This window comes from Streptomyces sp. NPDC005141, from assembly GCF_053599975.1.
Map to the genome: position 1 here is coordinate 97,892 of NZ_JBSFYW010000004.1, position 23,634 is coordinate 121,525.

At 71.0% G+C, this 23,634-nt stretch carries 21 protein-coding genes; 8 read left to right on the plus strand and 13 right to left on the minus strand.

Annotated elements, in window-relative coordinates; all coding sequences use genetic code 11:
• Positions 1-2,379, minus strand: coding sequence for a glycoside hydrolase family 65 protein (locus ACWD68_RS04615; RefSeq protein WP_451805008.1), 2,379 nt, complete (start codon positions 2,377-2,379; stop codon positions 1-3).
• 69 nt (positions 2,380-2,448) lie between these two features.
• Positions 2,449-4,833 carry a phosphoketolase family protein gene (locus tag ACWD68_RS04620; protein ID WP_451805009.1) on the minus strand — a complete coding sequence of 795 codons (2,385 nt, stop codon included), beginning with the start codon at positions 4,831-4,833 and terminating at the stop codon, positions 2,449-2,451.
• A gap of 85 nt (positions 4,834-4,918) precedes the next feature.
• Between ACWD68_RS04620 and ppk2 the strand changes: the two genes are divergently transcribed.
• Positions 4,919-5,722: a polyphosphate kinase 2 gene (gene ppk2, locus ACWD68_RS04625; RefSeq protein WP_451805010.1), complete on the plus strand. Its 804-nt coding sequence runs from the start codon at positions 4,919-4,921 to the stop codon at positions 5,720-5,722.
• A 5-nt stretch (positions 5,723-5,727) separates the two neighbouring features.
• Here the strand turns inward: ppk2 and ACWD68_RS04630 are convergent, their stop codons facing one another.
• From ACWD68_RS04630 to ACWD68_RS04665, 8 genes are all read right to left on the minus strand, one after another.
• Positions 5,728-6,615: a universal stress protein gene (locus tag ACWD68_RS04630; protein ID WP_451805011.1), complete on the minus strand. Its 888-nt coding sequence runs from the start codon at positions 6,613-6,615 to the stop codon at positions 5,728-5,730.
• A gap of 5 nt (positions 6,616-6,620) precedes the next feature.
• Positions 6,621-7,643 (minus strand): alcohol dehydrogenase AdhP, encoded by a 1,023-nt coding sequence (gene adhP / locus ACWD68_RS04635; protein ID WP_451805012.1) that lies wholly within the window; start codon positions 7,641-7,643, stop codon positions 6,621-6,623.
• Between the two features lie 63 nt (positions 7,644-7,706).
• Entirely contained in the window at positions 7,707-8,612 is a 906-nt protein-coding gene (locus ACWD68_RS04640; RefSeq protein ID WP_451805013.1) for a universal stress protein, read from the minus strand.
• Between the two features lie 497 nt (positions 8,613-9,109).
• A complete protein-coding gene (locus tag ACWD68_RS04645; protein ID WP_451805014.1) occupies positions 9,110-9,949 on the minus strand; it encodes an enoyl-CoA hydratase/isomerase family protein in 840 nt (279 codons plus the stop codon).
• A 66-nt stretch (positions 9,950-10,015) separates the two neighbouring features.
• The gene (locus tag ACWD68_RS04650) at positions 10,016-10,624 is read right to left on the minus strand and encodes a DJ-1/PfpI family protein (protein WP_451805015.1); all 609 of its coding nucleotides are present in this window, start codon (positions 10,622-10,624) and stop codon (positions 10,016-10,018) included.
• A 191-nt stretch (positions 10,625-10,815) separates the two neighbouring features.
• Entirely contained in the window at positions 10,816-11,187 is a 372-nt protein-coding gene (locus tag ACWD68_RS04655; protein WP_451805016.1) for a hypothetical protein, read from the minus strand.
• A gap of 185 nt (positions 11,188-11,372) precedes the next feature.
• A complete protein-coding gene (locus tag ACWD68_RS04660) occupies positions 11,373-12,701 on the minus strand; it encodes an aldehyde dehydrogenase family protein (RefSeq protein ID WP_451805017.1) in 1,329 nt (442 codons plus the stop codon).
• Between the two features lie 155 nt (positions 12,702-12,856).
• The gene (locus ACWD68_RS04665; protein WP_451805018.1) at positions 12,857-13,303 is read right to left on the minus strand and encodes a MarR family winged helix-turn-helix transcriptional regulator; all 447 of its coding nucleotides are present in this window, start codon (positions 13,301-13,303) and stop codon (positions 12,857-12,859) included.
• Between the two features lie 78 nt (positions 13,304-13,381).
• Between ACWD68_RS04665 and ACWD68_RS04670 the strand changes: the two genes are divergently transcribed.
• The 6 genes from ACWD68_RS04670 (at position 13,382) to urtE (ending at position 19,561) form a co-directional block, all read left to right on the plus strand.
• Positions 13,382-14,494 carry a substrate-binding domain-containing protein gene (locus tag ACWD68_RS04670; RefSeq protein ID WP_451805019.1) on the plus strand — a complete coding sequence of 371 codons (1,113 nt, stop codon included), beginning with the start codon at positions 13,382-13,384 and terminating at the stop codon, positions 14,492-14,494.
• 248 nt (positions 14,495-14,742) lie between these two features.
• Positions 14,743-15,999, plus strand: a complete 1,257-nt coding sequence (gene urtA / locus ACWD68_RS04675) for an urea ABC transporter substrate-binding protein (protein ID WP_451805020.1) — start codon at positions 14,743-14,745, stop codon at positions 15,997-15,999.
• A 61-nt stretch (positions 16,000-16,060) separates the two neighbouring features.
• Entirely contained in the window at positions 16,061-16,957 is an 897-nt protein-coding gene (gene urtB, locus ACWD68_RS04680; RefSeq protein WP_451805021.1) for an urea ABC transporter permease subunit UrtB, read from the plus strand.
• On the plus strand, positions 16,954-18,069 hold the full coding sequence (urtC, locus tag ACWD68_RS04685) for an urea ABC transporter permease subunit UrtC (protein WP_451805022.1): 1,116 nt from the start codon (positions 16,954-16,956) through the stop codon (positions 18,067-18,069). The genes urtB and urtC overlap by 4 nt, the downstream gene beginning before the upstream one ends.
• Positions 18,066-18,869, plus strand: coding sequence for an urea ABC transporter ATP-binding protein UrtD (gene urtD, locus ACWD68_RS04690; protein ID WP_451805023.1), 804 nt, complete (start codon positions 18,066-18,068; stop codon positions 18,867-18,869). Before urtC ends, urtD begins: the two co-directional genes overlap by 4 nt.
• Complete coding sequence (gene urtE / locus ACWD68_RS04695) at positions 18,869-19,561, plus strand: urea ABC transporter ATP-binding subunit UrtE (RefSeq protein WP_451805024.1); 693 nt, start codon at positions 18,869-18,871, stop codon at positions 19,559-19,561. Before urtD ends, urtE begins: the two co-directional genes overlap by 1 nt.
• A 14-nt stretch (positions 19,562-19,575) precedes the next feature.
• Here urtE and ACWD68_RS04700 read toward each other — a convergent pair whose 3' ends face one another.
• Entirely contained in the window at positions 19,576-20,775 is a 1,200-nt protein-coding gene (locus ACWD68_RS04700) for an RNA polymerase sigma factor (protein ID WP_451805025.1), read from the minus strand.
• A complete protein-coding gene (locus ACWD68_RS04705) occupies positions 20,775-21,128 on the minus strand; it encodes a YciI family protein (RefSeq protein WP_451805026.1) in 354 nt (117 codons plus the stop codon). Before ACWD68_RS04705 ends, ACWD68_RS04700 begins: the two co-directional genes overlap by 1 nt.
• Positions 21,129-21,231: 103 nt before the next feature.
• Between ACWD68_RS04705 and ACWD68_RS04710 the strand changes: the two genes are divergently transcribed.
• Positions 21,232-22,284, plus strand: a complete 1,053-nt coding sequence (locus tag ACWD68_RS04710) for an acyl-CoA dehydrogenase family protein (protein WP_451805027.1) — start codon at positions 21,232-21,234, stop codon at positions 22,282-22,284.
• Between the two features lie 203 nt (positions 22,285-22,487).
• Here the strand turns inward: ACWD68_RS04710 and ACWD68_RS04715 are convergent, their stop codons facing one another.
• Positions 22,488-23,630 (minus strand): LLM class flavin-dependent oxidoreductase, encoded by a 1,143-nt coding sequence (locus ACWD68_RS04715; protein ID WP_451805028.1) that lies wholly within the window; start codon positions 23,628-23,630, stop codon positions 22,488-22,490.
• Positions 23,631-23,634 lie beyond the last annotated feature (4 nt).

A 23,634-nucleotide genomic window follows, 5' to 3' on the forward strand; every position in this document is an offset into this window, starting at 1 on the left:
TCACCGTTCCGGCAGTGTGAGGGTGCAGGACTCGCCCGGAGCGACCGAGACGGTTCGGTCCGTCAGCGCGATGTCGATCGGGGGCTCGTCCGAGTCCGGCACGCTGACGCTCAGCCTCCCCGCACTCAGGCGTAGTTGTACGCCCCGATGGCCTCGGTAGCGGATGGTGAAGTGGTACTCGGACAGCTCCGGCAGCGGGACCGGGTCGAGCCGCAGCGCTCCGCCGCGGGTCTCGAGGCCGGTCAGACCGCGCTGGACGAGATCGAGGGTGCCCGCCATGGCACCCAGGTGGATGCCCTCCCCCGTGGTACCGCCCTGCAGGTCGGCGATGTCGCCCAGCAGGGCTTCGTGAACGTACGTCCAGGCCTCGGCGCGCCGGGCCCGGACCAGCACCCAACCGTGCACCAGGCTGCTCAGTGTCGAGCCGTGGCTCGTACGGCTCAGGTAGTGGTCGACGGTGCGGTTCCAGAGGGTGTCGTCCATCTCGTGCCCGAGTCGGCGGAACAGGCCGCCCAGTTCGGCGGGCGAGAAGAGCTGGCCCAGCATCAGCACGTCCGCCTGCTTCGAGGCCTGGTAGCGGTTGACGCTGTCGCCCTCGGCCTCCAGGATCCGGTCGAGCCGCCGGATGTCGCCGTACCGTTCGCGGTAACCCGCCCAGTCGAGTTCCGCCAGGTCGCCGTAGCCCTCGAACTGGCTGATGACCCCGGCGTGGAACGGTACGTGCAGTCGGCGCGACACGTCGTCCCAGAGGGCGAGTTCGGCGGAGTCCAGCCCGGTCCGCTCGACGAGGTCCCGGCGGACGAGTTCGGGCAGCTCGCGCAGCGCGTCGAGGGTGCGGGCGAGCACCCAGGCGGCCATGACATTGGTGTACGCGTTGTCGTCGAGCCCGGGTTCGTCGGCACCCGGGTAGGCGTCGTGGTACTCGTCGGGTCCGACGACACCGCGGATGCGATAACGGCCCAGCGAGGCGTCGTACTCGGCGAACCCGGCCCAGAAACGGGCGATCTGCACGAGCATCTCGATGCCCTTGGTGTGCAGGAACTCGGTGTCGCCGCTCGCTTCGCAGTACTGCCACACGTTGTACGCGATCGCCGACCCGACGTGGTGCTGGAGATGCGAGTGGTCGGGCAGCCAGCGCCCGGAGCGCGGGTTGAGGTGCAGCTGCTGGGTCTCCTCGCGCCCGTCGCTGCCGCTCTGCCACGGGTACATCGCGCCGGTGCGGCCGGCGTCCTGGGCCGCCCGGCGGGCCCGTTCCAGGCGGCGGTGGCGGTAGGTGAGCAGGGCGCGGGAGACCTCGGGGAAATGGAGGTTCATGTACGGCAGCACGAACAGCTCGTCCCAGAAGACGTGCCCCCGGTAGGCCTCGCCGTGCAGCCCGCGGGCCGGGACACCGACGTCCAGCTCCGCGGTGTGCGGGGAGAGCGTCTGCAGCACATGGAACAGATGCAGGCGCAGGATCGGACCGACGCTGTTCGGGATGTGCATGTCCGCGTTGCGCCACAGCTGTCGCCATGCGGTGCGGTGCGTGTCCAGCAGCGTCCCGAAGCCGGCGGCGCGGCCGACCCGGTCGAGGGCCGCGTGCAGCGGGTTCTTGATCGCCGGGTCGCGGGAGGTGTGCAGGGCGACCGTCTTGTCCACGGTCACGGTCCGGCCGTCGGCCAGGGTGAGCCGGAGCAGCTGGGCGGCGCGTCCCGGGGTGTGCGCGTCGGTGGCCCGGGCGGGCGCGTCGACGACGGTACGGGCGGCCAGGGCGACCCGGATGCCGGAGGTGGTGGTGCGGCAGCGCAGCCAGACCGTGTCCGGTGGGCGGGTGCCGGTGCGCGGGTGGGTGAGGTGGCGGGAGGCGAGTGAACTGTAGCGCTCGACTCCGCTGTTGGTGACCGTTCCGTCGAGCGCCGATTCGATCTCGACGGGGCCGGACCAGCCCTCGGCGGTCACCTCCGTGCGCAGCAGGGCGAGGTGGGGATCGGCCATGTGGACCAGGCGCAGCTGGCGTACGGCGAGGCGCCGGCCCTCCTCGTCCTCGTAGCGCGCGGTGCGCTCCAGGGTGCCCGCGCCCAGGTCGAGGCGCAGGTGGTGGTCGAGCAGCCGGTGGGAGTCGGGGGTGAGCCAGGTCCCGGTGTCGGTCCGCAGCCGGAGCGGCAGCCAGTTGGGGAGATTGACCATGTCCTCGTTCTCGACCCGGCGCCCGGCCACGTCCGAGGTGAGACGGTCGTAGCAGCCCGCCGCGTACGTGCCCGGGTAGTGGACGGAGTCCGCGGCACACTCCGGGGCGGCGCCCCGGGTCGCGAAGTAGCCGTTGCCGAGGGTGCACAGCGACTCGCGCAGGCGTTCCTGCGCCGGGTCGTAGCCGTCGTACTCCCAGGTGCCGTCGCGCATGCCTCCATCCTCCGGTACGGGCGCCGTGCCGTCCTCCGGGGCACGCTCGGGGACGGCGGGCGGGGGTCGTCAGCCGGTCCAGGTCCAGTCCGCCACCTCGGGGAGGTCGGTGCCGTGCTCGCGGATCCAGGCGTGGTGGCGGGAGCGGGCGTCCACCATCGTCTGGCGCACCGCGGCGGCGCGGGCGCCGAGGCCGGGGACGCGGTCGATGACGTCCATGACCAGGCGGTAGCGGTCCATGTCGTTGCGGACGACCATGTCGAAGGGGGTCGTGGTGGTGCCCATCTCCTTGTAACCGCGCACATGGAGGTTCTGGTGGCCGGTGCGGCGGTAGGCGAGGCGGTGGATGAGCCAGGGATAGCCGTGGTACGCGAAGATCACCGGCTTGTCCGTGGTGAACAGCCCGTCGTACTCGAAGTCGCTCATCCCGTGCGGGTGTTCCTCACGCGTCAGCAGCCGGGTCATGTCGACGACGTTGACGACCCGGAGGGCGAGTTCGGGCAGATGGCGGCGCAGCAGGCCGGAGGCGGCCAGGATCTCCTGGGTGGGGACGTCGCCGGCGCAGGCGAGGACCACGTCGGGCTCGCGGTCCCCGTCGCCCGAGCCCGCCCAGTCCCAGATACCGGCCCCGCGGGCGCAGTGGGCGCGGGCCTGGTCCATGGACAGCCAGTCGAAGCAGGGCTGTTTGCCGGCGACGACGACGTTCACGTAGTCGCGGCTGCGCAGCACGTGATCCGCCACGGACAGCAGGGTGTTGGCGTCCGGCGGGAGGTAGACGCGCACGACCTCGGGGCTCTTGTTGAGGACATGGTCGACGAAGCCGGGGTCCTGGTGCGAGAAGCCGTTGTGGTCCTGGCGCCACACGTGTGAGGTGAGCAGGTAGTTGAGGGAGGCGATCGGGGCGCGCCAGGCCAGTTCCCGTGAGGTCCTCAGCCACTTGATGTGCTGGTTGACCATGGAGTCGACGATGTGCACGAACGCCTCGTAGCAGGAGAAGAGACCGTGCCGGCCGGTGAGGAGATAGCCCTCCAGCCAGCCCTGGCAGAGGTGTTCGGAGAGGATCTCCAGGACACGGCCGTGCCGGTCGAGGTGTTCGTCCACCGGCAGGGTCTGCGCCTGCCAGGCCTTGCCGCTGGCGCCGAAGACGGCGTCCAGACGGTTGGAGGCCGTCTCGTCGGGGCCGACCAGGCGGAAGTCGCGGCGTCGCGCGGTCTCCCGCATGACATGTTCGAGGAGGTCGCCCAGTACCCGGGTCGGCTCGTGCAGGGTGACGCCCGGCTTGTCGACGGGGACGGCGAATCGCTCCAGGGGCGGGAGCGGCAGATCGCGGACGAGGAGGCCGCCGTTGGCGTGCGGGGTGGCGCCCAGCCGGCGGGAGCCGGCGGGTACGCAGGCCAGCACGTCGGCGACCGGCCGTCCCTCGGCGTCGAAGAGTTCCTCGGGACGGTAGGAGCGCAGCCAGGTCTCCAACTGCCGGAGATGTTCGGGGTTTTCGCGGACTGCGGCCAGCGGCACCTGGTGGGCGCGCCAGGTGCCTTCGACGGGCTTTCCGTCGACCTCCGCGGGGCCGGTCCAGCCCTTCGGGGTGCGCAGCACGATCATGGGCCAGCGTGCCCGCTCGGCCACGCCGTCCTCGCGGGCCGTGCGCTGGAGAAGGGCGATCCGTTCCAGGGCCTGGTCGAACGCGGCGGCCATGGCGCGGTGCACCCGCAGCGGCTCGTCGCCGGTCACATGGATCGGGTCGTGACCGTACCCCCGCAGCAGTTCGTCGAGTTCGGACTCCGGGAGCCGGGAGAGCACCGTCGGGTTGGCGATCTTGTAGCCGTTGAGGTGCAGGATCGGCAGGACGGCGCCGTCGTGGACCGGGTCGAGGAACTTGTTGGAGTGCCAGGACGCGGCGAGCGGTCCCGTCTCGGCCTCGCCGTCGCCGATGACACAGGCGACGAGCAGTTCCGGGTTGTCGAAGGCGGCGCCGTAGGCGTGGGCGAGGGAGTAGCCGAGTTCGCCGCCCTCGTGGATGGAGCCGGGTGTCTCCGGCGCGACATGGCTGGGCACGCCGCCGGGGAAGGAGAACTGCCGGAACAGTTTCCCCATGCCCTCGGTGTCGCGGGACACGGTGGGATACGTCTCGCTGTAGGTGCCCTCCAGCCAGGAGTTCGCCAGCACGGCCGGGCCGCCGTGCCCGGGGCCCCATACGCACAGCGCGTCCAGACCGCGCGCCTTCACGACACGGTTCAGATGGGTGTGGACCAGGTTGAGGCCGGGCGAGGTGCCCCAGTGGCCGAGCAGCCGGGGCTTGATGTGCGCGGGCGTCAGGGGCTCGGTGAGCAGGGGATTGGCGAGCAGATAGATCTGCCCCACGGCAAGGTAGTTGGCGGCTCGCCAGTGGGCGTCCAGGGTGCGCAGTTCCTCATCGGTCAGTACGGTGCTGTCCTGGTGTTCGACCTTGGTCATGGTGACTCCGTAAGTCATCGGGGTACGTCGGCGAGGCAGGTCAACGGGACGCTTCGCGAGAGGCGTCATCGGGCGAGGAGGCGGCATGGCCGGCAAGAAGACGGCGAAGGTGCCGCTTGCGGCGTACGAGCGGGAGCTGCTCCGACTGCAGACGGAGCTGGTCAAGCTTCAGGAGTGGGTGCGCACCGAGGGCGCCCGCGTGGTGGTGGTCTTCGAGGGTCGGGACGCCGCGGGCAAGGGCGGCACGATCAAGCGTGTGGCGGAACATCTGAACCCGCGCGTCGCGCAGATCGTGGCGCTGCCCAAGCCGACCGAGCGCGAGCGCACCCAGTGGTACTTCCAGCGGTACGTGGAGCATCTGCCGGCCGCCGGGGAGATCGTGCTGTTCGACCGGAGCTGGTACAACCGCGCCGGGGTCGAGCACGTCATGGGCTTCTGCACGAAGGAGGAGTACCAGCTCTTCCTGCGGCAGTGCCCGATCTTCGAGCGGATGCTGGTGGAGGAGGGCGTACTGCTGCGCAAGTACTGGTTCTCGGTGAGCGACGCGGAGCAGCAGAAGCGGTTCCGGCGCCGTCTGAAGGACCCGACGCGGCGCTGGAAGCTCTCCCCCATGGACCTGGAGTCGATCACCCGGTGGGAGGCGTACTCCCGGGCGAAGGACGAGATGCTGGTGCACACGGACATCTCGGAGGCGCCGTGGTTCGTGGTCGAGAGCGACGACAAGCGCCGCGCCCGGTTGAACATGATCGCCCATCTGCTCGACTCCGTTCCCTACCACGAGGTGCCACCGCCGGTCCTGGAGCTGCCCCGCCGGCCTGCGTCGACGGGCTATGAGCGCCCGCCGCGCGATCTGCAGACCTACGTCCCGGATCACGCGGCGAGCCTCTGAGCCGCTCATCCCCGTTGCGGCACGACGGCGACCGGGCAGGCCGCGTGGTGCAGGGCCGCGTGGGCGACCCGGCCGAGCTGCATCCCGGTGTGCCCGTGGCTGTCGTGCCGCCGGACCCCGACGACGAGCAGATCGGCCTCGGCGGAGGCCTCCAGCAGCACCTTGCGGGCGGTCCCCTCGGCGGTGCGACGGCGCACGTCCACGGCCGGATGGTCGGCCGCGGCCCCGCTCAGTGCCTCGTCCAGGAGGTCCACGGCCCGCTGTTCGTGACGCCGGGCGGGCTCCCCCGGCGTCAGCGGGTGGCCGGTCGTCGCGTGCGCGGGGCACCGCCAGGCCCGTACGGCTTCCAGCGTGACCCCGCGTTCCGCCGCCTCCCGGAAGGCGAAGCGGGTGGCCTCCTCGCCGCGCGAGGGGTCCCCGACCCCGAGGACGACCCGCCGGTACCGGCCGGCCCGGGCCTGGTTGTCGTGCCGGCCGCGCAGCACGATCACCGGGCAGTGGGCGCGGGCGGCGACCGTGAGGCTCACCGACCCGAGGAGCCTTTCGGCGATACCGCTGCGGCCCCGCGACCCGAGCACCAGCGCGGTGGCACCGAAGCCCTCCGTCAGCAGCATGCTCACGGCGTCCTCGGGCATGACCTCGGTGGTGACCTTCACGTCGGCGTCGCGGCGGCGGGCGCGTTCCGCGGCGGCCTCGACGATCGAGTCGGCCATGATCTGCTCCGAGGACCTGCCCAGCCCCTCTGCGAGGGCGGCGCCTTCGTAGCGTTCCCAGAGCGAGGCGTACACCAGGCGCAGGGGCAGACCGCGCAGGGCGGCCTCGTCCGTGGCCCAGTCCACGGCCCGCATGCCGGGCTCGGACCCGTCGACGCCCACGACGAGGGGCAGATCCACGGCCGTCAGCTCCCTTCGCCGAAGTCGAAGACGATCCGGGCCTGGATCCGGCCCTGCAGCACCTCGTCGATGGACTCGTTGACGGCGGAAAGGGGCCGGGACTCGCGGATGACCCTGGTCCTGCCCGCGGCGTGCAGCTCGAACACCTCGGCCAGGTCCTGCCGGGTACCGACGATGGAGCCGATCACGGAGGTGCCGTTCAGTACGGTCTCGAAGATCGGGACCGGGATCGTGCCGTGCGCCGGCATCGCGACCATGACGAGCTTTCCGCCGCGCCGCAGCCCGGTGTAGGCCGCGGAGAAGGCGGCCTCGTTCACCGCGAGCGCGAGCGCGGCGTGCGCGCCGCCGTGGCGTTTGAGGGCCTCTCCGGGGTCCTCCTTGCGGGCGTCGATCACGATGTCGGCGCCGAGTTCCGCGGCGAGTTCGAGTTTGTCGTCGGTGACGTCGATCGCCGCCACGGTCGCCCCGGCGATCTTCGCGTACTGCACGGCCAGGTGACCGAGGCCGCCGACCCCGGAGATGGCGACCAGCTGGCTGGGCCTGACGTCGGCGACCTTCAGGGCCTTGTACGTGGTGACACCGGCGCAGGTGAGCGGGGCCGCGTCGAGCGGGGAGATCCCCTCGGGCACCGGCTGGGCGAAGTCGGCCCAGGCGAGCATCTTCTCGGCGTAGCCACCGTCGCACCCGTAGCCGGTGTTGATCTGCTGCTCGCACAGCGTCTCCCAGCCGGAGAGGCAGTGCTCGCAGCGCCCGCACGCTCTGCCCAGCCAGGGCACGGCGACCCGCTGTCCCACCGCGAGATGGGTCACGCCGTCGCCCAGCGCCTCGACCAGGCCGACGCCCTCGTGTCCGGGGACGAACGGCGGGTTCGGCTTGACCGGCCAGTCGCCGTGGGCGGCGTGGATGTCGGTGTGGCACAGCCCGGAGGCCTCCACCCGAACCCGGACCTGGCCGGGTCCGGGTTCGGGGTCGGGACGCTCTTCGATGACCAGCGGCTCACCGAACGCTCGTACGACTGCTGCCTTCATGCGATGTCTCTCCTTGCGCGGTCGGCCCGCGATCGGTGCTCGGTCGGGGGCGGCCCGTGCTGATCAGGGGTGCGGGACGACGGCGACGGGGGCGGTGGAGTGGTGCAGTACGGCGTGGGTGACCGGTCCGATGTGGGCGCCGATCGCGGCACGGCGGGCACGCCGACCCACGACGACGAGCGAGGCTTCCCGGGAGGCGTCCACGAGGTGGTCGGCGGCCTGCCCGGACAGCAGGTCCTCGACGATCTCCACAGCCGGGTACTTCTCGCGCCAGAGCCTCAGCGTGTCCGTCACCGAGGCGGCGTCCTGCGCGGCGAGACGGGTTTTCATCGCCAGGTCCGGCGGCATTCCGTACGCGATGTAAGGCGGTTCCTTCCACGCGTGCACGACCCGCAGCGCCGTTCGGCGCAGGAGCGCCGCCTCGAAGGCGAAGCCGATCAGCGTGGCGTCCGGGCCGGTGGTGTCGAGCCCGAGCACGACGGGGCGGAAGGGCGCCGCTGCGGACGGGATGCCCGAGGGATCCATCAGGTGCTCGTCCGCGGCCTGTTCTCCGGCGCGTACGAACACGACGGGGCGCCCGGCGTGCGCCACGACGGCCAGGCCGACCGAGCCGACCATGAAGCCGCCCACGCCACTCAACCCACGGGTGCCGAGGACCAGGAGTTCGGCGTCGTCCGCTGCCTTGAGCAGTTCCTCGGCGGGCCGGCCGGTGAGCTGTTCCGTGGTGACGTCGATCCCGGGGTGGCGTGCCCGTACCCCTTCGGCCGCTTCCCGCGGGATCCGCTCGCTCCAGTGCTGGTGGGTCTCGGCGCCGAGCAGCGGTGCCTGAGCGATGGGATCCGGGGCCGGTTCCCCTACGTTGACCAGCCTGACCTGCAATGCGCGCAGCCGCGCCTCGCGGGCGGCCCATTCGGCGGCGGCGAGGCTCTCGGACGAACCGTCGAGACCTACGGTGACAGTGCGGGGCATGGTGTCCACCTCCTGATCGGGGGCCGGATTCCAGCGTCGGGTCGAAACGGATGCGTGGGGCAGGGGCCGCAGGTCCCCGATGGGGGCCGTTCGGCCCAACCACCCGGATCGACCCCGTCTTCACCGTGCCCGCAACCACGGAGATGCGCAGCGCGAATCCGCCGATCAGGGCGACCCCGCAGTACGACTGCCCGTCCCCACGGCTCATAACAGGCCGGAGGCCGCCACACGAACACGGCGCTGCCGAGGTCGGCCCTCCGTGCCTTCGACCGTGTCGCTCACGAGTTGGGTGAGGAGGCTTACGCCACCGAGTGGGGCCGTCCGTTTCCGCGACGCGAGCTCGAAGCCCTACGTGCCGCGATGCGGGCGCATGTCACAGGCACCGCGACTCCTTACCTCACCGGCTGACATCGACGAAGGCGGGTCTCCGTGCCGTGCCGCTCGCGTGCCGCTTCATCAGAGTGGGCCTCACGCCACCTGCAGACGGCGGTCCTCGATCAATCGACGGTCTTCAACTGGCCCAGGGCGTCTCCGAGGTCGAGTTCGGTGGCACCGCGGGTCTGGAAGCCCTGCTCGAACAGTTCAGCCGTGCGCCGCTGCACCTTCTCGCCTCGGACGAGTTGCTGGAACAGCGCGGCGTCCGCGCGTACTTCGGCAGGTGTCGGCAGGCCGACGGCGTTGATCGCCGACTTGGCCGCGATCAGCGCATCGCGGGGGAAACCGCTGATGCGAGTGGCGATACCCGCTACGAACTCGTCCAGTTCGGCGTCGGGGACCGCCCGGTTGACCCATCCATAGCGTTCGGCGAGATCAGCGTCGAAGTCCGACGACGTCAGCACGGCTTCGAGCGCGCGGCCCCGGCCCATCAGCCGGGTGAGGTGCTGGATCGCGCCCGCGCCGGGAGGTGCTCCGATTCCCACTTCGGGCTGACCCAGGACGGCGTTCTCCCTGGAGGCGAAGCGCATGTCGCAGGCGAGGAGGAACTCGCTGCCCGCTCCCCGGGCACGGCCGCGCACCTTGGCGATGGTGACGGCCGGCAGCCGGCTCAGCTTGCGAAACAGCATGCCCAGGGAGGCATCGCCGGGGCCTCCGGCCTTCGCGGCCTCAGCCGTGTACTCGGGGACTTTCGTCATGTCGACGTGCGGGAAGAAGTAGTCGGGGTCCGCACTGTCGAAGATCACGACCTTGGGAGCGGCCGGGCGTGACAGTTCTTCGAGCAGCGCGACCAGGTCCCGCACGACCTCGGGACCGATGAGGTTCATCGGCGGCGCGTCGAACGTGGCGGACAGGACTGGGCCATCCAGCCTGGTCGCGATGGTCTCGTACGAGGTGGTCATCCCGGTTCTCCTGTCCTGGCTCAGCGCCGTGCTTCTCCTGGGCGCGGTGCAGGGTGGTGCCGTGCTTCAGTGTCGTACGGCCTCGCCCGCGTGGACGGCGCGCAGGGCCCGCTCGACAGTCTCCTGGTTCTCGCCGACCGGAGCCACGTAGTCGATGACGTCGCGCGCGGCGTCCTCCCCGAGCGTGCGGGTGATCACCCACGTGGCGAGATACTGGGACGCCAGGCAGCCGCCCGCCGTGGCGATGTTCCCCTCGGCATGGAACGGCGTGTCCAGCACGGTGACCCCGCGGGCTTCGACGAAGGGCCGGCTCTTCCTGTCCGTGCAGGCGGGCATGCCGTCCAGCAACCCGAGCCGGGCGAGCACCAGGGCGCCCGAGCACTGCGCACCGATCAGCTGTCGCGAAGGGTCGAGCGACAGCCTGGAGACCAGCCGGTCGTCGGCGACCACCTCACGGGCCTTCACCCCGCTGCCGATCAGCACGACGTCGGCTTCGGTCACGAATTCCATCGGGCGCTGGCCGGTCACCTCGACGCCGTTCATGGACGTGACCACCGGCGTCGGTGTCGTGATGAACGCCTCCAGGCCGTCCTTTCGGCACCGGTTGATCAGCGCGGAGGCGATGAAGCTGTCGAGCTCGTTGAATCCGTCAAAGGTGACCACGGCTACCTGCATGGCATCTCCTAGAAGCACGGCAATGGAACGCAGTCTTTCAAGGCGCCGCACCCGGTTCCCGGGCCAATCGGCAATCGGTGGCTCATCTGCCATCTGTGTCTCATCCGCCACCGGTGGCTCAGCCGTCGGAACCGCAGTCGCCAGGATCGACGCTCGTGCCGTGGGCGTGTCGGCTGAGGGCGCGCGTTCGGCTATTCGGTGGCGGTTCCCGCCTTGTGGAGCATCTGGGCCAGGAGCAGGGCGCCTCCGGTCGCCGCACCTACCGCTCCCACGGCCAGGAAACCGCGGGAGGAGCGCCAGGAAAGCACCGACCATCGCGACTGCGCGGAGAACACCGATCCTGTGCTCAGCCACGAACCGGTCGAGATCAGTGACAGGGCGGAACCGATCGAGCCGGCCGACAGGGCACTTCCGATCGAGCCGACCGACAAGGCCGAACCGATGGACCCCACGGACAGCACCGAACCCACCGAGCCGATCGACAGCACGGAGTCCTGCGACCACAAGGACAGCACCGAACCAGAGGATGCGCGAGGGACCGACCGTACAGACTGCTTTGTCATGAGGCCATCCTGCCCGCCGCCGCTCTGCCTCGGGCGGTTGTGGACGGATGACGCGGGTCCGGGTGAGGACCTTCCGGCATCTGGCTCACCGCGTGGTTCCGGAGTGACGGAAAGGGGGCTCGTCAGCCCCCTTTCCGGCTCCGAACAGCTCAGTCGGTCGTCGGCCTCGTACCCATGGCGGGAATTCAGCGCACGGTCAGCGGCTTCTCCAGCACCGCCTTGCGGTGGCTGAACGTCTCGATCGAGTAGCGGCCGTGGTAGCTGCCCATGCCGCTCTCGCCGACTCCGCCGAACGGCAGGTCGGAGACGGTCAGATGGGCGAGCGGCAGACCGAAGCCCAGGCCGCCGGACGAGGTCTCGGCTGCGATCCGCTCCCGTGTGGTGTCCGACTCGGTGAAGACGTACAGGGCGAGCGGCTTGTCGCGGTCGTTGATGAAGCCGATGGCCTCGTCGAGGTCCGCGACGGTGACGATGGGCAGGATCGGGCCGAAGATCTCCTCCCCCATGACGGGCGACTTCGGGTCGACGTCGGCGAGCACGGTCGGCGCGATGTACTTGGCGGCGCGGTCGCTGTCGCCGCCGACGACGGTACGGCCGGAGGCGAGCAGCCCGGAAAGACGGTCGAAGTGCCGCTCGTTGACGATCCGACCGTACGCGGCGGACTGCCGCGGCTCGGTACCGAACAGCGCCTCGACGGCCTCGGTGAGCTTCGGCTCCAGGGCGCGGGCGGTCTCGGGGTCGGTCAGCACGTAGTCGGGCGCGACGCAGGTCTGCCCGGCGTTGAGGAACTTGCCGCGGGCGAGCCGGTCGGCGACGACGGCCAGGTCGGCGTCGCGGTCGACGAACGCCGGTGACTTGCCGCCGAGTTCGAGGGCGACGGGGGTGAGGTGCTCGGCGGCGGCGCGCATCACGACGCGCCCGACCGTGCCGTTGCCGGTGTAGAAGATGTGGTCGAAACGCTCGGCCAGCAGGGCCGTCGTCTCCGGGATGCCGCCCTCGACGACGGCGACCGCGTCGGTGTCGAGGTAGCGCGGGATGAGCCGGGCGACGGCGGCCGAGGTGGCGGGGGCCAGCTCGCTGGGCTTGGCGACCACCACGTTTCCGGCGGCCAGCGCGCCCAGCATCGGGGTGAGCAGGAGCTGGAGCGGATAGTTATAGGGCGCGATGACGAGCACGACGCCGAGCGGGTCGTACTGCGTCCAGGCCGTGGCGTCCTCGCCGAGGTGTGCCGGGACGGGGGCGGACTCGGGGCGCAGCCAGCCGTCGAGGTGTTCCAGGGTGTGGTCGATCTCGCGCACGGTGAAGTCGATCTCGGTGCGGAAGGCTTCCGTGGAGCCCTTGCCGAGGTCCTCGTGGAGGGCGGCGGCCAGATCCTCGCCGTGCGAGGTGAGCAGTTCACGCAGTCGGCGCAGCTGGCCGACGCGCCAGGCGACGGGCTTGGTGCGGCCGGAGCGGAAGCCGGCGCGCAGCCGGGAGACGACGTGGGCGGGCTCTTCGGGAGTCGGGTGGTTCACGGTGCCTCGCTGGTCGGGGCGCGGACGGGGGCCGGCCGCGCGAACATGCTCTGCGGTCGGACACCTGGACCGACCGCACTGGATGCATATGCCAACCTTTCCTGGACCCTGCTGCATTCCGGGTCCGCGCCACTACTTTCCGCGATCACTCCGCTTCAGAGTGTGGAGCGCGCGCCCGCCACACCGAGCGTGTCCGCCAGCCGCTCCAGCAGCGACCGCAGCAGTTCGTCGTCCCCGTCGCTCAGCACCGGCCACCCCGCGCGGACCTCGCGGTCCAGTCGCCGCCAGTACGTCCGGCCGCGCGGGGTGAGGTGGGCGAGGATGCGACGCCGGTCGTTCGGGTCGACGCGGCGGTAGAGGAGGTTCTGGTCGACCAGGTGGTCGACCAGTTTGGTGAGCGTGGCCGGCGGGAGGAAGACGGCCTCGGCGATCGCGGTCATGGAGTGGCCCTCGCCGTCGGAGAGCAGCGCGAGCACCCGCCAGGCGTCGAGCGAGCAGCCGTCCTCGTCCAGGACGGTCTGGAGCCGACGCGCGGCCAGTCGCTCGGCCCGCGTCAGCAACTGCATCAGATCCTGGGGCTGACGCGGCGATGGGGTCGGCATCCTGCTCCTCGCTCCCGGAGGGTGTACATGGTACGAGACGGATTGGAGTTCACCCGGAGGACCCGGAATCATGACGCCATGTTCCGGCCCCCTTCGCCTCCGCCCGACTGGTTCACGGCGGACGACTCCGTGTTCGGCGTGGCCCTCGTCTTTCCCATGCAGGGGTCGGCGGGCATCTTCGGGCCCACCTGCGAACTGTGCGCGCGTCTGGCGGCGGAGGAGGTCAACCGCGCGGGCGGGGTGCTCGGCAGGGAGTTGCGGCTGCTGCCCGTGGACGGAGGCGGCGCACCGCGCGAAGTCGCCGACCATGTCGAGGCGTTGGTGGACCTGGGAGCCGTGCAGGGCGTCACGGGCTGGCACATCTCCTCGGTGCGCCAGGCCCTCGCCCCGAGAATCGCGCATCGGGTCCCCTACGTCTACACCGCCCTGTACGAAGGCGGCGAGCACACCGCCGGGGTGTTCCTCACCAGCGAGACACCGCGCGACCAACTGCGTCCGGCGATGGGCCTGCTGGCGCACGAACGCGGGCTGCGCCGCTGGTTCGTGGTGGGCAACGACTATGTGTGGCCGCGCCGTACGGCCCGGGCCGCGCACGCCTACGCGCGCGAGGCCGGCGGCAGTGTCCAGGGAGAGGTGTATCTGCCGCTGGGCACCCATGACTTCGGGGCGGTGCTGCGCCGGATCGAACACACGGAGGCGGACGCCGTCATCATGCTGCTGGTCGGCAGTGACGCAGTGCGCTTCAACCGGGCGTTCGCCGCGGCCGGCCTCGACGCACGCTGTCTCAGGCTCAGCACGCTGATGGACGAGAACATGCTGTTGGCGAGCGGGCCTTCGGCCACCGCGGACCTCTACAGCACGGCCGGTTTCTTCGCCTCCCTCGCCAACCGGGACACCCTGGACTTCCACGGCCAGTACGCCGGACGGTTCGGAGTCGAGGCACCGGCGCTCGGCAGTCTCGGCGAATCCTGTTACGAGGGCGTGCTGTTGCTGGCCGCGCTCATCCGGCGCGCCAAGGCCATCGACGTGTCCGCGATCGGGGCGGCCGCCGAGACCGTGTCGTACGAGGGGCCGCGCGGGCTGCTCCATCTGCGCGGTGGCCATGTGCGCCAACGCATCTACCTGGCACGGGCGGAGGGGCTGGACTTCGACGTGGTCGCCGAGCTCGACCTTCGCGAACCGCACTCTTGACAGCGGCTCTCCCGCGCCAAGATACTTCCCTCAGGAAGTAATCAGAATGCCTTGGGCGTGTCATGAATTCGGATGCCGAATTCCGCCCCGGGCATTTTTTGTTGCCTGGCCGTTCCCCCCACGAACCCTTCATGAGAGCGGGAAGATACGGCCGGGAAAGTATCGCGAAACACCTTTGAAACAGCGTGACTTGAGGCTGTGGACCGCACTTCAGGAGGTCGTCTCCTCCACAGCCCGAGGGGGTTCTATTGTCCAGCGGTTCACGAATTCTCCGACGCCGGATCGCAGCCGGTGCCGCCGCGCTCGCGACCGTCGTCGCTCTCTCCGCGTGCGGCGCCAAGACCGACGCGGGCGGCACCTCCGACAAGGCCGCGAAGGCGGACGTGAGCGGTGACACCGTCAAGGTGGGCCTGCTCAACTCGCTGTCGGGCACGATGGCGATCAGCGAGGTCACCGTACGCGACTCGCTGAAACTGGCCATCGGCGAGATCAACGCCTCGGGCGGAGTGCTCGGCAAGCGGATCGAGCCGATCAGCGAGGACGGCGCCTCCGACTGGCCGACGTTCGCCGAGAAGGCGAGCAAGCTGATCAGGGAGGACCGGGTCGCGGCCACCTTCGGCTGCTGGACCTCCGCGAGCCGCAAGGCCGTCAAGCCGGTCTTCGAGAAGAACAAGTCGCTGCTCTTCTACCCCGTGCAGTACGAGGGCCTCGAGCAGTCCCCGTACATCTTCTACACCGGCGCCACCACCAACCAGCAGATCATCCCTGCCCTCGACTACCTCAAGTCCCAGGGCAGGAAGCGGATCTACCTGGTCGGCAGCGACTACGTCTTCCCGCGCACCGCCAACAAGGAGATCAAGGCGTACGCGAAGGCCAACGGCATGACGGTGCTCGGCGAGGACTACGCGCCGCTCGGCTCCACGGAGTTCAGCACGATCGCCAACAAGGTGAAGGCGTCGAAGGCGGACGCGGTCTTCAACACCCTCAACGGCGACTCGAACGTGGCGTTCTTCAAGGAGTACAAGTCCGCCGGGCTCACCGCCAAGGGCATGCCCGTGGTCTCGGTGTCGATCGCCGAGGAGGAGGTCAAGTCGATCGGGGCGCAGTACCTGGCAGGCCAGTTGACGGCCTGGAACTACTACCAGACCACCCCGGGGGCCGCGAACACCGAGTTCGTGAAGGCCTACAAGGCCAAGTACGGCCAGGACAAGCCGACCAGTGACCCGATGGAGGCCGCGTACACCTCGGTCTACCTCTGGAAGGCGATGGTCGAGAAGGCGAAGTCGTTCGACCCCGAGAAGGTCAAGGCGGCCTCCGACGGCATCACGTTCGACGCGCCGGAGGGCAAGGTCACCGTGGACGGCGCGACCCAGCACATCTACAAGACCGCCCGCATCGGCAGGATCGGCTCCGACGGGCTGATCAAGCAGGTCTGGGACTCCGGCAAGCCGATCGAGCCGGACCCCTACCTGAAGGGTTACGACTGGGCCTCCGGCCTCTCCTGATCACCCGTCGCGCGGGGCCTGTGCGCACAGGCCCCGCGTCCCGACTCCCCGGAGCCGCCGCATGACCGTGATCCTCGGGCAGTTGTTCACCGGCGTCAGCATCGGTGCCGTCCTGCTCCTCATCGCGCTCGGCCTCTCGCTCACGTTCGGCCAGATGAATGTCATCAACATGGCCCACGGCGAGTTCATCATGGCCGGCGCCTACACCACGTACGTACTGCAGAAGTCCATTTCCGGCGCGGGAATTTCACTGATCGTCGCGCTGCCCGTCGCCTTTCTCGTGTCGGGGACGCTCGGCGCGCTCCTGGAATGGCTGCTGATTCGCCGCCTTTACCTCCGTCCCCTCGACACACTTCTTGTCACATGGGGTGTCTCGCTGATGCTTCAGCAGCTCGCCCGTGACATTTTCGGGGCGCCGAATGTGCAGACCCGCGCCCCCGATGTCCTCACCGGGAACATCACGGTCATCGGAGGCGACGACCCGCTCACCTTCGCCAACAACCGGCTGTTCATTCTGGGGCTGGCGATCGCGGCGGTCGTGGCGCTGGCCCTGACGCTGCGGCTGACCCCTCTCGGGCGGCGCATCCGCGCCGTGGTGCAGAACCGGGACCTGGCGGAGGTGTCCGGCATCTCCACCGGCCGCGTGGACCGCACCGCCTTCTTCATCGGTTCCGGGCTCGCCGGGGTCGCCGGGGTCGCGCTGACGCTCGTCGGCCCGATCGGGCCGACGATGGGCACCAACGTCATCATCGACGCCTTCCTGGTGATCGTGGTCGGCGGTATCGGGCAGCTCAAGGGCAGCGTGATCGTCGCCTTCGTGCTGGGCGCGCTGCAGTCGGTCCTGGAGTACTCCACCACCGTCAGTGTCGCGAAGGTGCTGGTCCTCGTGGCCATCGTCGCGTTCCTCCAGTGGCGGCCGCAGGGCCTGTACACCCTGCGCACCAGGAGTCTCGTATGACCACCACCACTCCCCTCGCCCCGAGGGCGGAGCAACAGCCGGGCGGACGGCGCCGGTTCGAGGCCGCCCGGCCCGCCGCGGGCTTCGTCGCGGCGGCCGTCGCGCTCTTCGCCGTCGCCCCGCTCGCCCTGTCCGACTTCCGGCTCGGGCTGCTCGCCAAGTACCTGTGCACGGCCATGGTCGCGGTCGGCATCTGTCTGGCCTGGGGTCGCGGCGGACTGCTGACACTCGGCCAAGGGGTGTTCTTCGGGCTGGGTGGCTACGCCATGGCCATGCACCTGAAGATCGCGGACGCCGGGCCCGGCAACCTCCCCGACTTCATGCAGCTGTACGGATCCGCCACCGAACTCCCCTGGTGGTGGCGGCCGTTCGCGAATCCGGCGTTCGCGCTCGCGGCGACCGTCCTGCTGCCGATGGCCGTCGCCGCGATCCTCGGCTCGTTCATCTTCCGGCGCCGGGTCAAGGGCGCCTACTTCGCGATCCTCAGCCAGGCGCTCGCCGCGGCCTTCGCGATCTGGCTGATCGGCCAGCAGGAGACGACGGGCGGCACCAACGGACTGACCGACATCCAGGGCTTCTTCGGCTACGACCTGAACGACCCGGTCAACCAGCGGATGGTGTACTTCGTCATCGCCGCGGTGCTGCTCCTGCTGATCGCACTGGCCCGCCAGCTGATGCGCAGCCGCTACGGCGAACTCCTCGTCGCCGTACGGGACTCGGAGGAACGGGTGCGCTTCCTCGGGTACGACCCGGCGAACGTGAAGCTGGTCGCGTACGTCGTCGCGGCCGGCATGGCCGGACTGGCGGGTGCGCTGTTCGTGCCGGCCGTCGGCATCATCTCCCCCGCGCTGGTCGGCATCGTGCCGTCCATCGAGCTCGTCATCGGCGCCGCGGTGGGCGGCCGGGCGAGCCTGACGGGCGCGGTGCTCGGGGCGATCGGCGTCGCCTGGGCCAGGACGGCCCTGTCGGAGGAGTTCCCCGCGGCCTGGACTTACTTCCAGGGGCTGCTGTTCATCGTCGCCCTGGCGTTCCTGCCGGGCGGACTCGCCTCGCTGGCCGGGATCGCGCGGCGGCGCCGGGCGAACCGAGGACTCGCTGGAGACACGGCATGACGGAGTTTACGGACAGTGGGCCCGCGGGGCTGGAGATACGCCGGCTGCGGGTGACCTTCGACGGCTTCACCGCCGTCGACGGGGTGGACCTCGACGTACGGCCCGGTGATCTGCGCTTCCTGATCGGGCCGAACGGCGCGGGCAAGACGACACTGGTCGACGCGGTCACCGGACTGGTGCGGGCGACGGGATCGGTGCGCTTCGGAAGCGCCGACATCCTAGGCCGGAGCGTGCACCGCATCGCCCGTTCGGGGATCGGCCGCACATTCCAGACGGCCACCGTCTTCGAGGAGTTGACGGTCCTTCAGAACCTGGACATCGCGGCGGGCGCCGGGCGGGGCGCGCTGACGATGCTGCGCCGCCGCAGGGGTGTGCCCGAGCCCGTGGCGCGCGCCCTGGAGACCGTGGGCCTGACCGATCGCGCCGACAGCCCGGCCGGCACGCTCGCGCACGGGCAGAAGCAGTGGCTGGAGATCGGCATGCTGCTCGTGCAGGACGTCCGGCTGCTGCTGCTCGACGAGCCGGTCGCGGGCATGAGCCACGACGAACGACAGGCCACCGGCGAGCTGTTGGAGCGCATCAGCCGGGAGCGGACCGTCGTCGTGATCGAGCACGACATGGACTTCATGCGCTCCTTCGCGCGCAGCGTCAGTGTGCTGCACGCGGGCCGGGTGCTGAGCGAGGGGACGGTGGCCGAGGTGCAGGCCGACCCGAAGGTGCAGCAGGTGTATCTCGGGCACGCGGCCGCCGAGGACACCACGGCCACCGTGCCCGGACCGACCGCCGCTCAGGAGGCGTGATGCTGGAGATCGACACCGTCCACGTCGGATACGACCGCAGTCTCGTCCTGCACGGTGTCTCCGTCGAGGTGCCGAGGGACGGGGTGGCGGCGGTGCTCGGGCACAACGGCGCGGGCAAGAGCACCCTCCTGCGGGCCGCCGTCGGACTGCTCGGCCCGCGGAGCGGCTCCGTCCGCCTGGACTGCGAGGACATCACCCGGCTGAGGCCTCATGAGCGGGTGGCGCGCGGCATGGCGTACGTCCCGCAGGGGCAGCAGGCCTTTCCGCACCTCACGACCGCCGAGAATCTCCAGCTGGTCGCGGACGGGCGGCGGCGCGGCAAGGAGGCGATCGCCGAGGCGCTGGACCTGTTCCCGGCGCTGCGCGCCCTGTCGGGCCGCCGCGCGGGGCTGCTCTCCGGGGGTCAGCGCCAGCAACTTGCCATCGCCCGGGCCCTGGTGACGGAGCCTCGGATTCTCCTCCTCGACGAGCCGACCGAGGGCATCCAGCCCTCCGTGGTCGCCGAGATCGAGGAGACGGTTCTCGCCCTGGCCGCCCGGGGCGGTCTGTCGGTGCTCCTCGTCGAGCAGCACGTCGGCTTCGCGATGCGGGCGGCGCAGCGCTACTACGTCCTGGAGGCGGGCCGGGTCACGTCGTCGGGCGAGGGCGGCCGGGACGCCGAGCGGGCGGTGCGGGAGGCGCTCAGCGTGTGACCCTCCGCGTGCGGTCAGCTCCCCGCGAGGGTCGCTCGGGCCCGTTCGAGATGAGCGCGTTCCGGCGCGCTCCCGGTCAGCGTGATGGCGGCGTCGTACGCCCGTACCGCCTCGGTGTCCCGGCCGAGCCGGCGCAGCAGATCCGCCCGTACGGCGTGGAAGGCGTGGTAGCCGTCCAGGTCGAGCTCGTCGACGAGGGCGAGAGCGGTCTCCGGTCCCTCGACCTCGGCCACGGCGACGGCGCGGTTGAGGGCCACGACCGGGCTGGGGGCGAGCTCCATGAGCTGGTCGTACAGCCGGTGGATCTGGCGCCAGTCCGTGGCCGCCGCGGTCGGCGCGTCGCTGTGGACGGCGTTGACCGCGGCCTGGATCTGGTAAGGCCCCGGCCGGTTGCGGCGCAGACAGCGGCGTACCAGGGCCTGGCCCTCGGTGATCAGGTCCCGGTCCCAGCGCGTTCGGTCCTGGTCGGCCAGGAGGACCAGGTCGCCGTCCGGCGTCGCGCGGGCCGGCCGGCGGGCCTCGATGAGCAGCATCAGCGCGAGCAGGCCGAGCGCCTCGGGTTCGTCGGGCATGAGCTCGACGAGGAGCCGTCCGAGGCGCACGGCCTCGGCACAGAGGTCCTCGCGGCCGCCGTACCCCTCGTTGAAGACGAGGTAGACGACGGCCAGCACACCCCTGACGCGGTCCGGCAGGTCGGCGTCGCGCGGGACGCGGTAGGGGATGCCCGCGTCGCGGATCTTGGCCTTGGCGCGGACGATCCGCTGGGCCATGGTGGATTCGGGGACGAGGAAGGCGCGAGCGATCTGCGGGGTGGTCAGTCCGCCGAGGAGCCGCAGGGTGAGGGCGACCTGGGCCTCGGAGGCGAGCGCGGGATGGCAGCACGTGAAGATCAGACGGAGCCGGTCGTCGCGCACGGGGCCCTCCTCCACGGGTTCGTCCGGGGCGTGCAGCCGGGCGGCTTCGGCGTGCCGGGCCGCGCGGGTGGACTCGCGGCGCAGCCGGTCGACGGCCCGGTTGCGGGCGGTGGTGATGATCCAGCCGGCCGGGCTCGGCGGGATACCGGTCTCGGGCCACTTCGCCACTGCCGTGGTGAACGCGTCCTGGACCGCTTCCTCGGCGAGGTCGATGTCGCCCAGGAAGCGGATCAGGACGGCGACCGCCCGGCCGTACTCGGCGCGGAAGACGGCATCGATCGCGGCTCCGCCGACGGCCATCAGTCCTCGGCCTCGTGCATGAACGGTCGTACCTCGATGGGAAGCGTGGTCGCCAGCGTCGCCTTGCGCCCCCACATGAGCGCCGCGTCGAGGTCGGGCGCCTTGATCAGACAGATCCCGCCCAGATACTCCTTGCTCTCCGTGTACGGCCCGTCGGTGACCACGACGTCACCGTCCCGGGCCCGCAGCACGGTGGCCGTGTCCGGCCCGTGCAGTCCGCCGGCGAACACCCAGGCGCCGGCCTCGCGCAGCTCCGTGTGGAACACGTCGAGGCTGTGCATGATCTCTTCCAGGACCTCGGGCGCGGGCGGCTCGCCCTGCGGCTGCATCACGCTCAACAGGTAGTACTTCATGATGTGTCCTCCTCGGTGGTCACTCACTCGGCGTCTCACTGACTACACGAACGAGGAGGCGCCGGATCGACACACGCCACGACGACAGCGGGAGATTCCTTCGATGAGCATTCCACCGCATCCGCTCGTCACCGCGGCCCGGAGGCTGGCGGCGGACGTGCTGGCGCCCCGGGCGGAGCGCGTGGACCAGGACGGCATGCCCGCGAGCAGCGTCGAGGCGATCAAGCGGTCGGGTCTGCTCGGGATCGCCGCCCCGGTCGCGGACGGCGGGTCGGCGGCGCCCGCCGCCGTGGTCCGCGAGACGGCGGAGATCCTGGCCGGGGCGTGCTGCTCGAGTTGGTTCGTGCAGACCCAGCACCACACGCCGGTGACGACCCTGGCGAAGAGCGGCCTTCCCGTGCGGGAGCGCCTGCTCGGTCCGCTCGCGCGCGGGGAACTCCTGTCCGGCGTCGCGTACGCCCAGTTGCGCGCCCACCCGCGGGTCCCGGTGCGGGTCACGCGCGGGCGCGGCGGCTGGCGCTTCGAGGGGACGGTCCCCTGGTACACGGGCTGGGGGCTGAACGACGTCATGCTGCTGGCGGGCGTGACGGACGAGGACGAGGCGCTGTTCGCCTTCACCGAGGCACGCGAGCAGCCGGGGCTGCGCCCGTCCCCGCCGATGCGGCTCGCCGCGCTCACGGCGTCCCGGACGGTGTCGCTGGAGCTGGACGGGCTGTGGCTGCCCGACGACGCGGTGGCGCTGCGTACCCCGTACGAGTCCTGGGCGGTCACCGACCGGCCCAAGAACACCAACGCCTCACCGGCCGTGTTCGGGGTGACGGCGGCGGCGATCGGCCTGCTGGAGGACGATCCCTCCGCGAAGGAGACCGCGGGCGCGCTGCGGGCCCGTCTCGACGCCGTCAGGCGGCAGGCGTACGAACTCGCCGACCACCCGGTGCCGACCGAGCGGATCGAGGAGCGGCTGGCGTGCAAGACACGGGCGTACGACGTGATGCGCGCGGCCACCACCGCGGCGGTGGTCGCCGGGGGCGGGCGGGCGATGGACGTGCGCAGCCCGGCACAGCGGCTGGCACGGGAGGGGATGTTCCTGCTGGTGCAGGGGCAGACGGCCCAGGTGCGCGCCGCGCACCTGGGGTCGCTGGGTTCGCCCGGGTAGCCGGGGTCATCGAGGCCGCCGGATCGGCCGGAGCCGAGCGGTCCACCCTCGTCGCGGGGTTCGCCCGCGCCGACGGGTGCGCCCGGGCCGCGCGGTCCGCCCTGGTCGCAGGCCGGCCCGCGTCGAAGGGGTCATTCGCCCGCGTCGACGGGGTCACCCGGAGCGGCGCGGGTCCCGGGAGGCACCCGGGTCGCCCGGTCCGCTCAGCCGGTGAAGGGCACTTGCGCGGCGGGAGCGGGCGGTGTGGCGAACGGGTGCTGCCACAGGCCCTCCGCGGCGAGGCGCGGCAGGACGCCTTCCCCGAACCAGTAGGCCTCCTCCAGGTGCGGGTAGCCGGAGAGCACGAACTCGTCGATGCCGAGGGCGTGGTACTCCCTGATCCGCTCGGCGACCTCCTCATGGCTGCCGACCAGGGCGGTGCCCGCGCCGCCGCGCACCAGACCGATGCCGGCCCAGAGGTTGGGGTGGATCTCCAGGCCGTCCCGGCCGCCGCCGTGCAGCGCGAGCATCCGCTGCTGGCCCTCCGACTCGCTGCGGGCGAGTCCCGCCTGGACGGACCGCACGGTGTCCGGGTCGAAGCCGTCGAGGAGCCGGTGGGCCTCGGCCCACGCCTGTTCGGAGGTGTCGCGGGTGATGACGTGCAGCCGGATGCCGAACCGCAGGGTCCGCCCCTCCTTCGCCGCGAGCCCGCGGATCCAGGCGATCTTCTCGGCGACCTGGGCGGGTGGTTCGCCCCAGGTGAGGTAGACGTCGGCATGGCGGGCGGCGACCTCGCCGGCGGCGGGCGAGGAACCGCCGAAGTAGACCTCGGGGACCGGGTCGGGGACGCGGGCGAGCCGGGCGTCCTCGACCCGGAGGTGTTCGCCGGCCAGATCGACGGTCTTGCCGTCCCACAAGTCCCGGACGATCTGCAGGAATTCGCCCGTACGACGGTACCGGGCGTCCTTGTCGAGGAAGTCGCCGTAGGCGCGCTGCTCGTGGCTCTCGCCGCCGGTCACCACGTTGAGCAGCAGCCGTCCGCCGGTCCGGCGCTGGAAGGTGGAGGCCATCTGCGCGGCGAGTGTGGCCGACACGAAGCCCGGCCGGAAGGCGACGAGGAACTTCAGTCGCTCGGTGTGCTGGCTGACCATCGCGGTGGTCAGCCACGCGTCCTCGCACCAGGCACCCGTCGGGGTGAGGGCACCGACGAAGCCGAGGTCCTCGGCGGCGCGGGCGATCTGGCTCAGATAGGCGACCGTCGGCGGCCGGTCCCGTCCGGAGGCGGTGGCGGGCGTGCCGTGGCCACCGCCGACGACATGGCGGCTGTCTCCGTTGGTGGGCAGGAACCAGTGGAAGGTGAGGGACACGGCG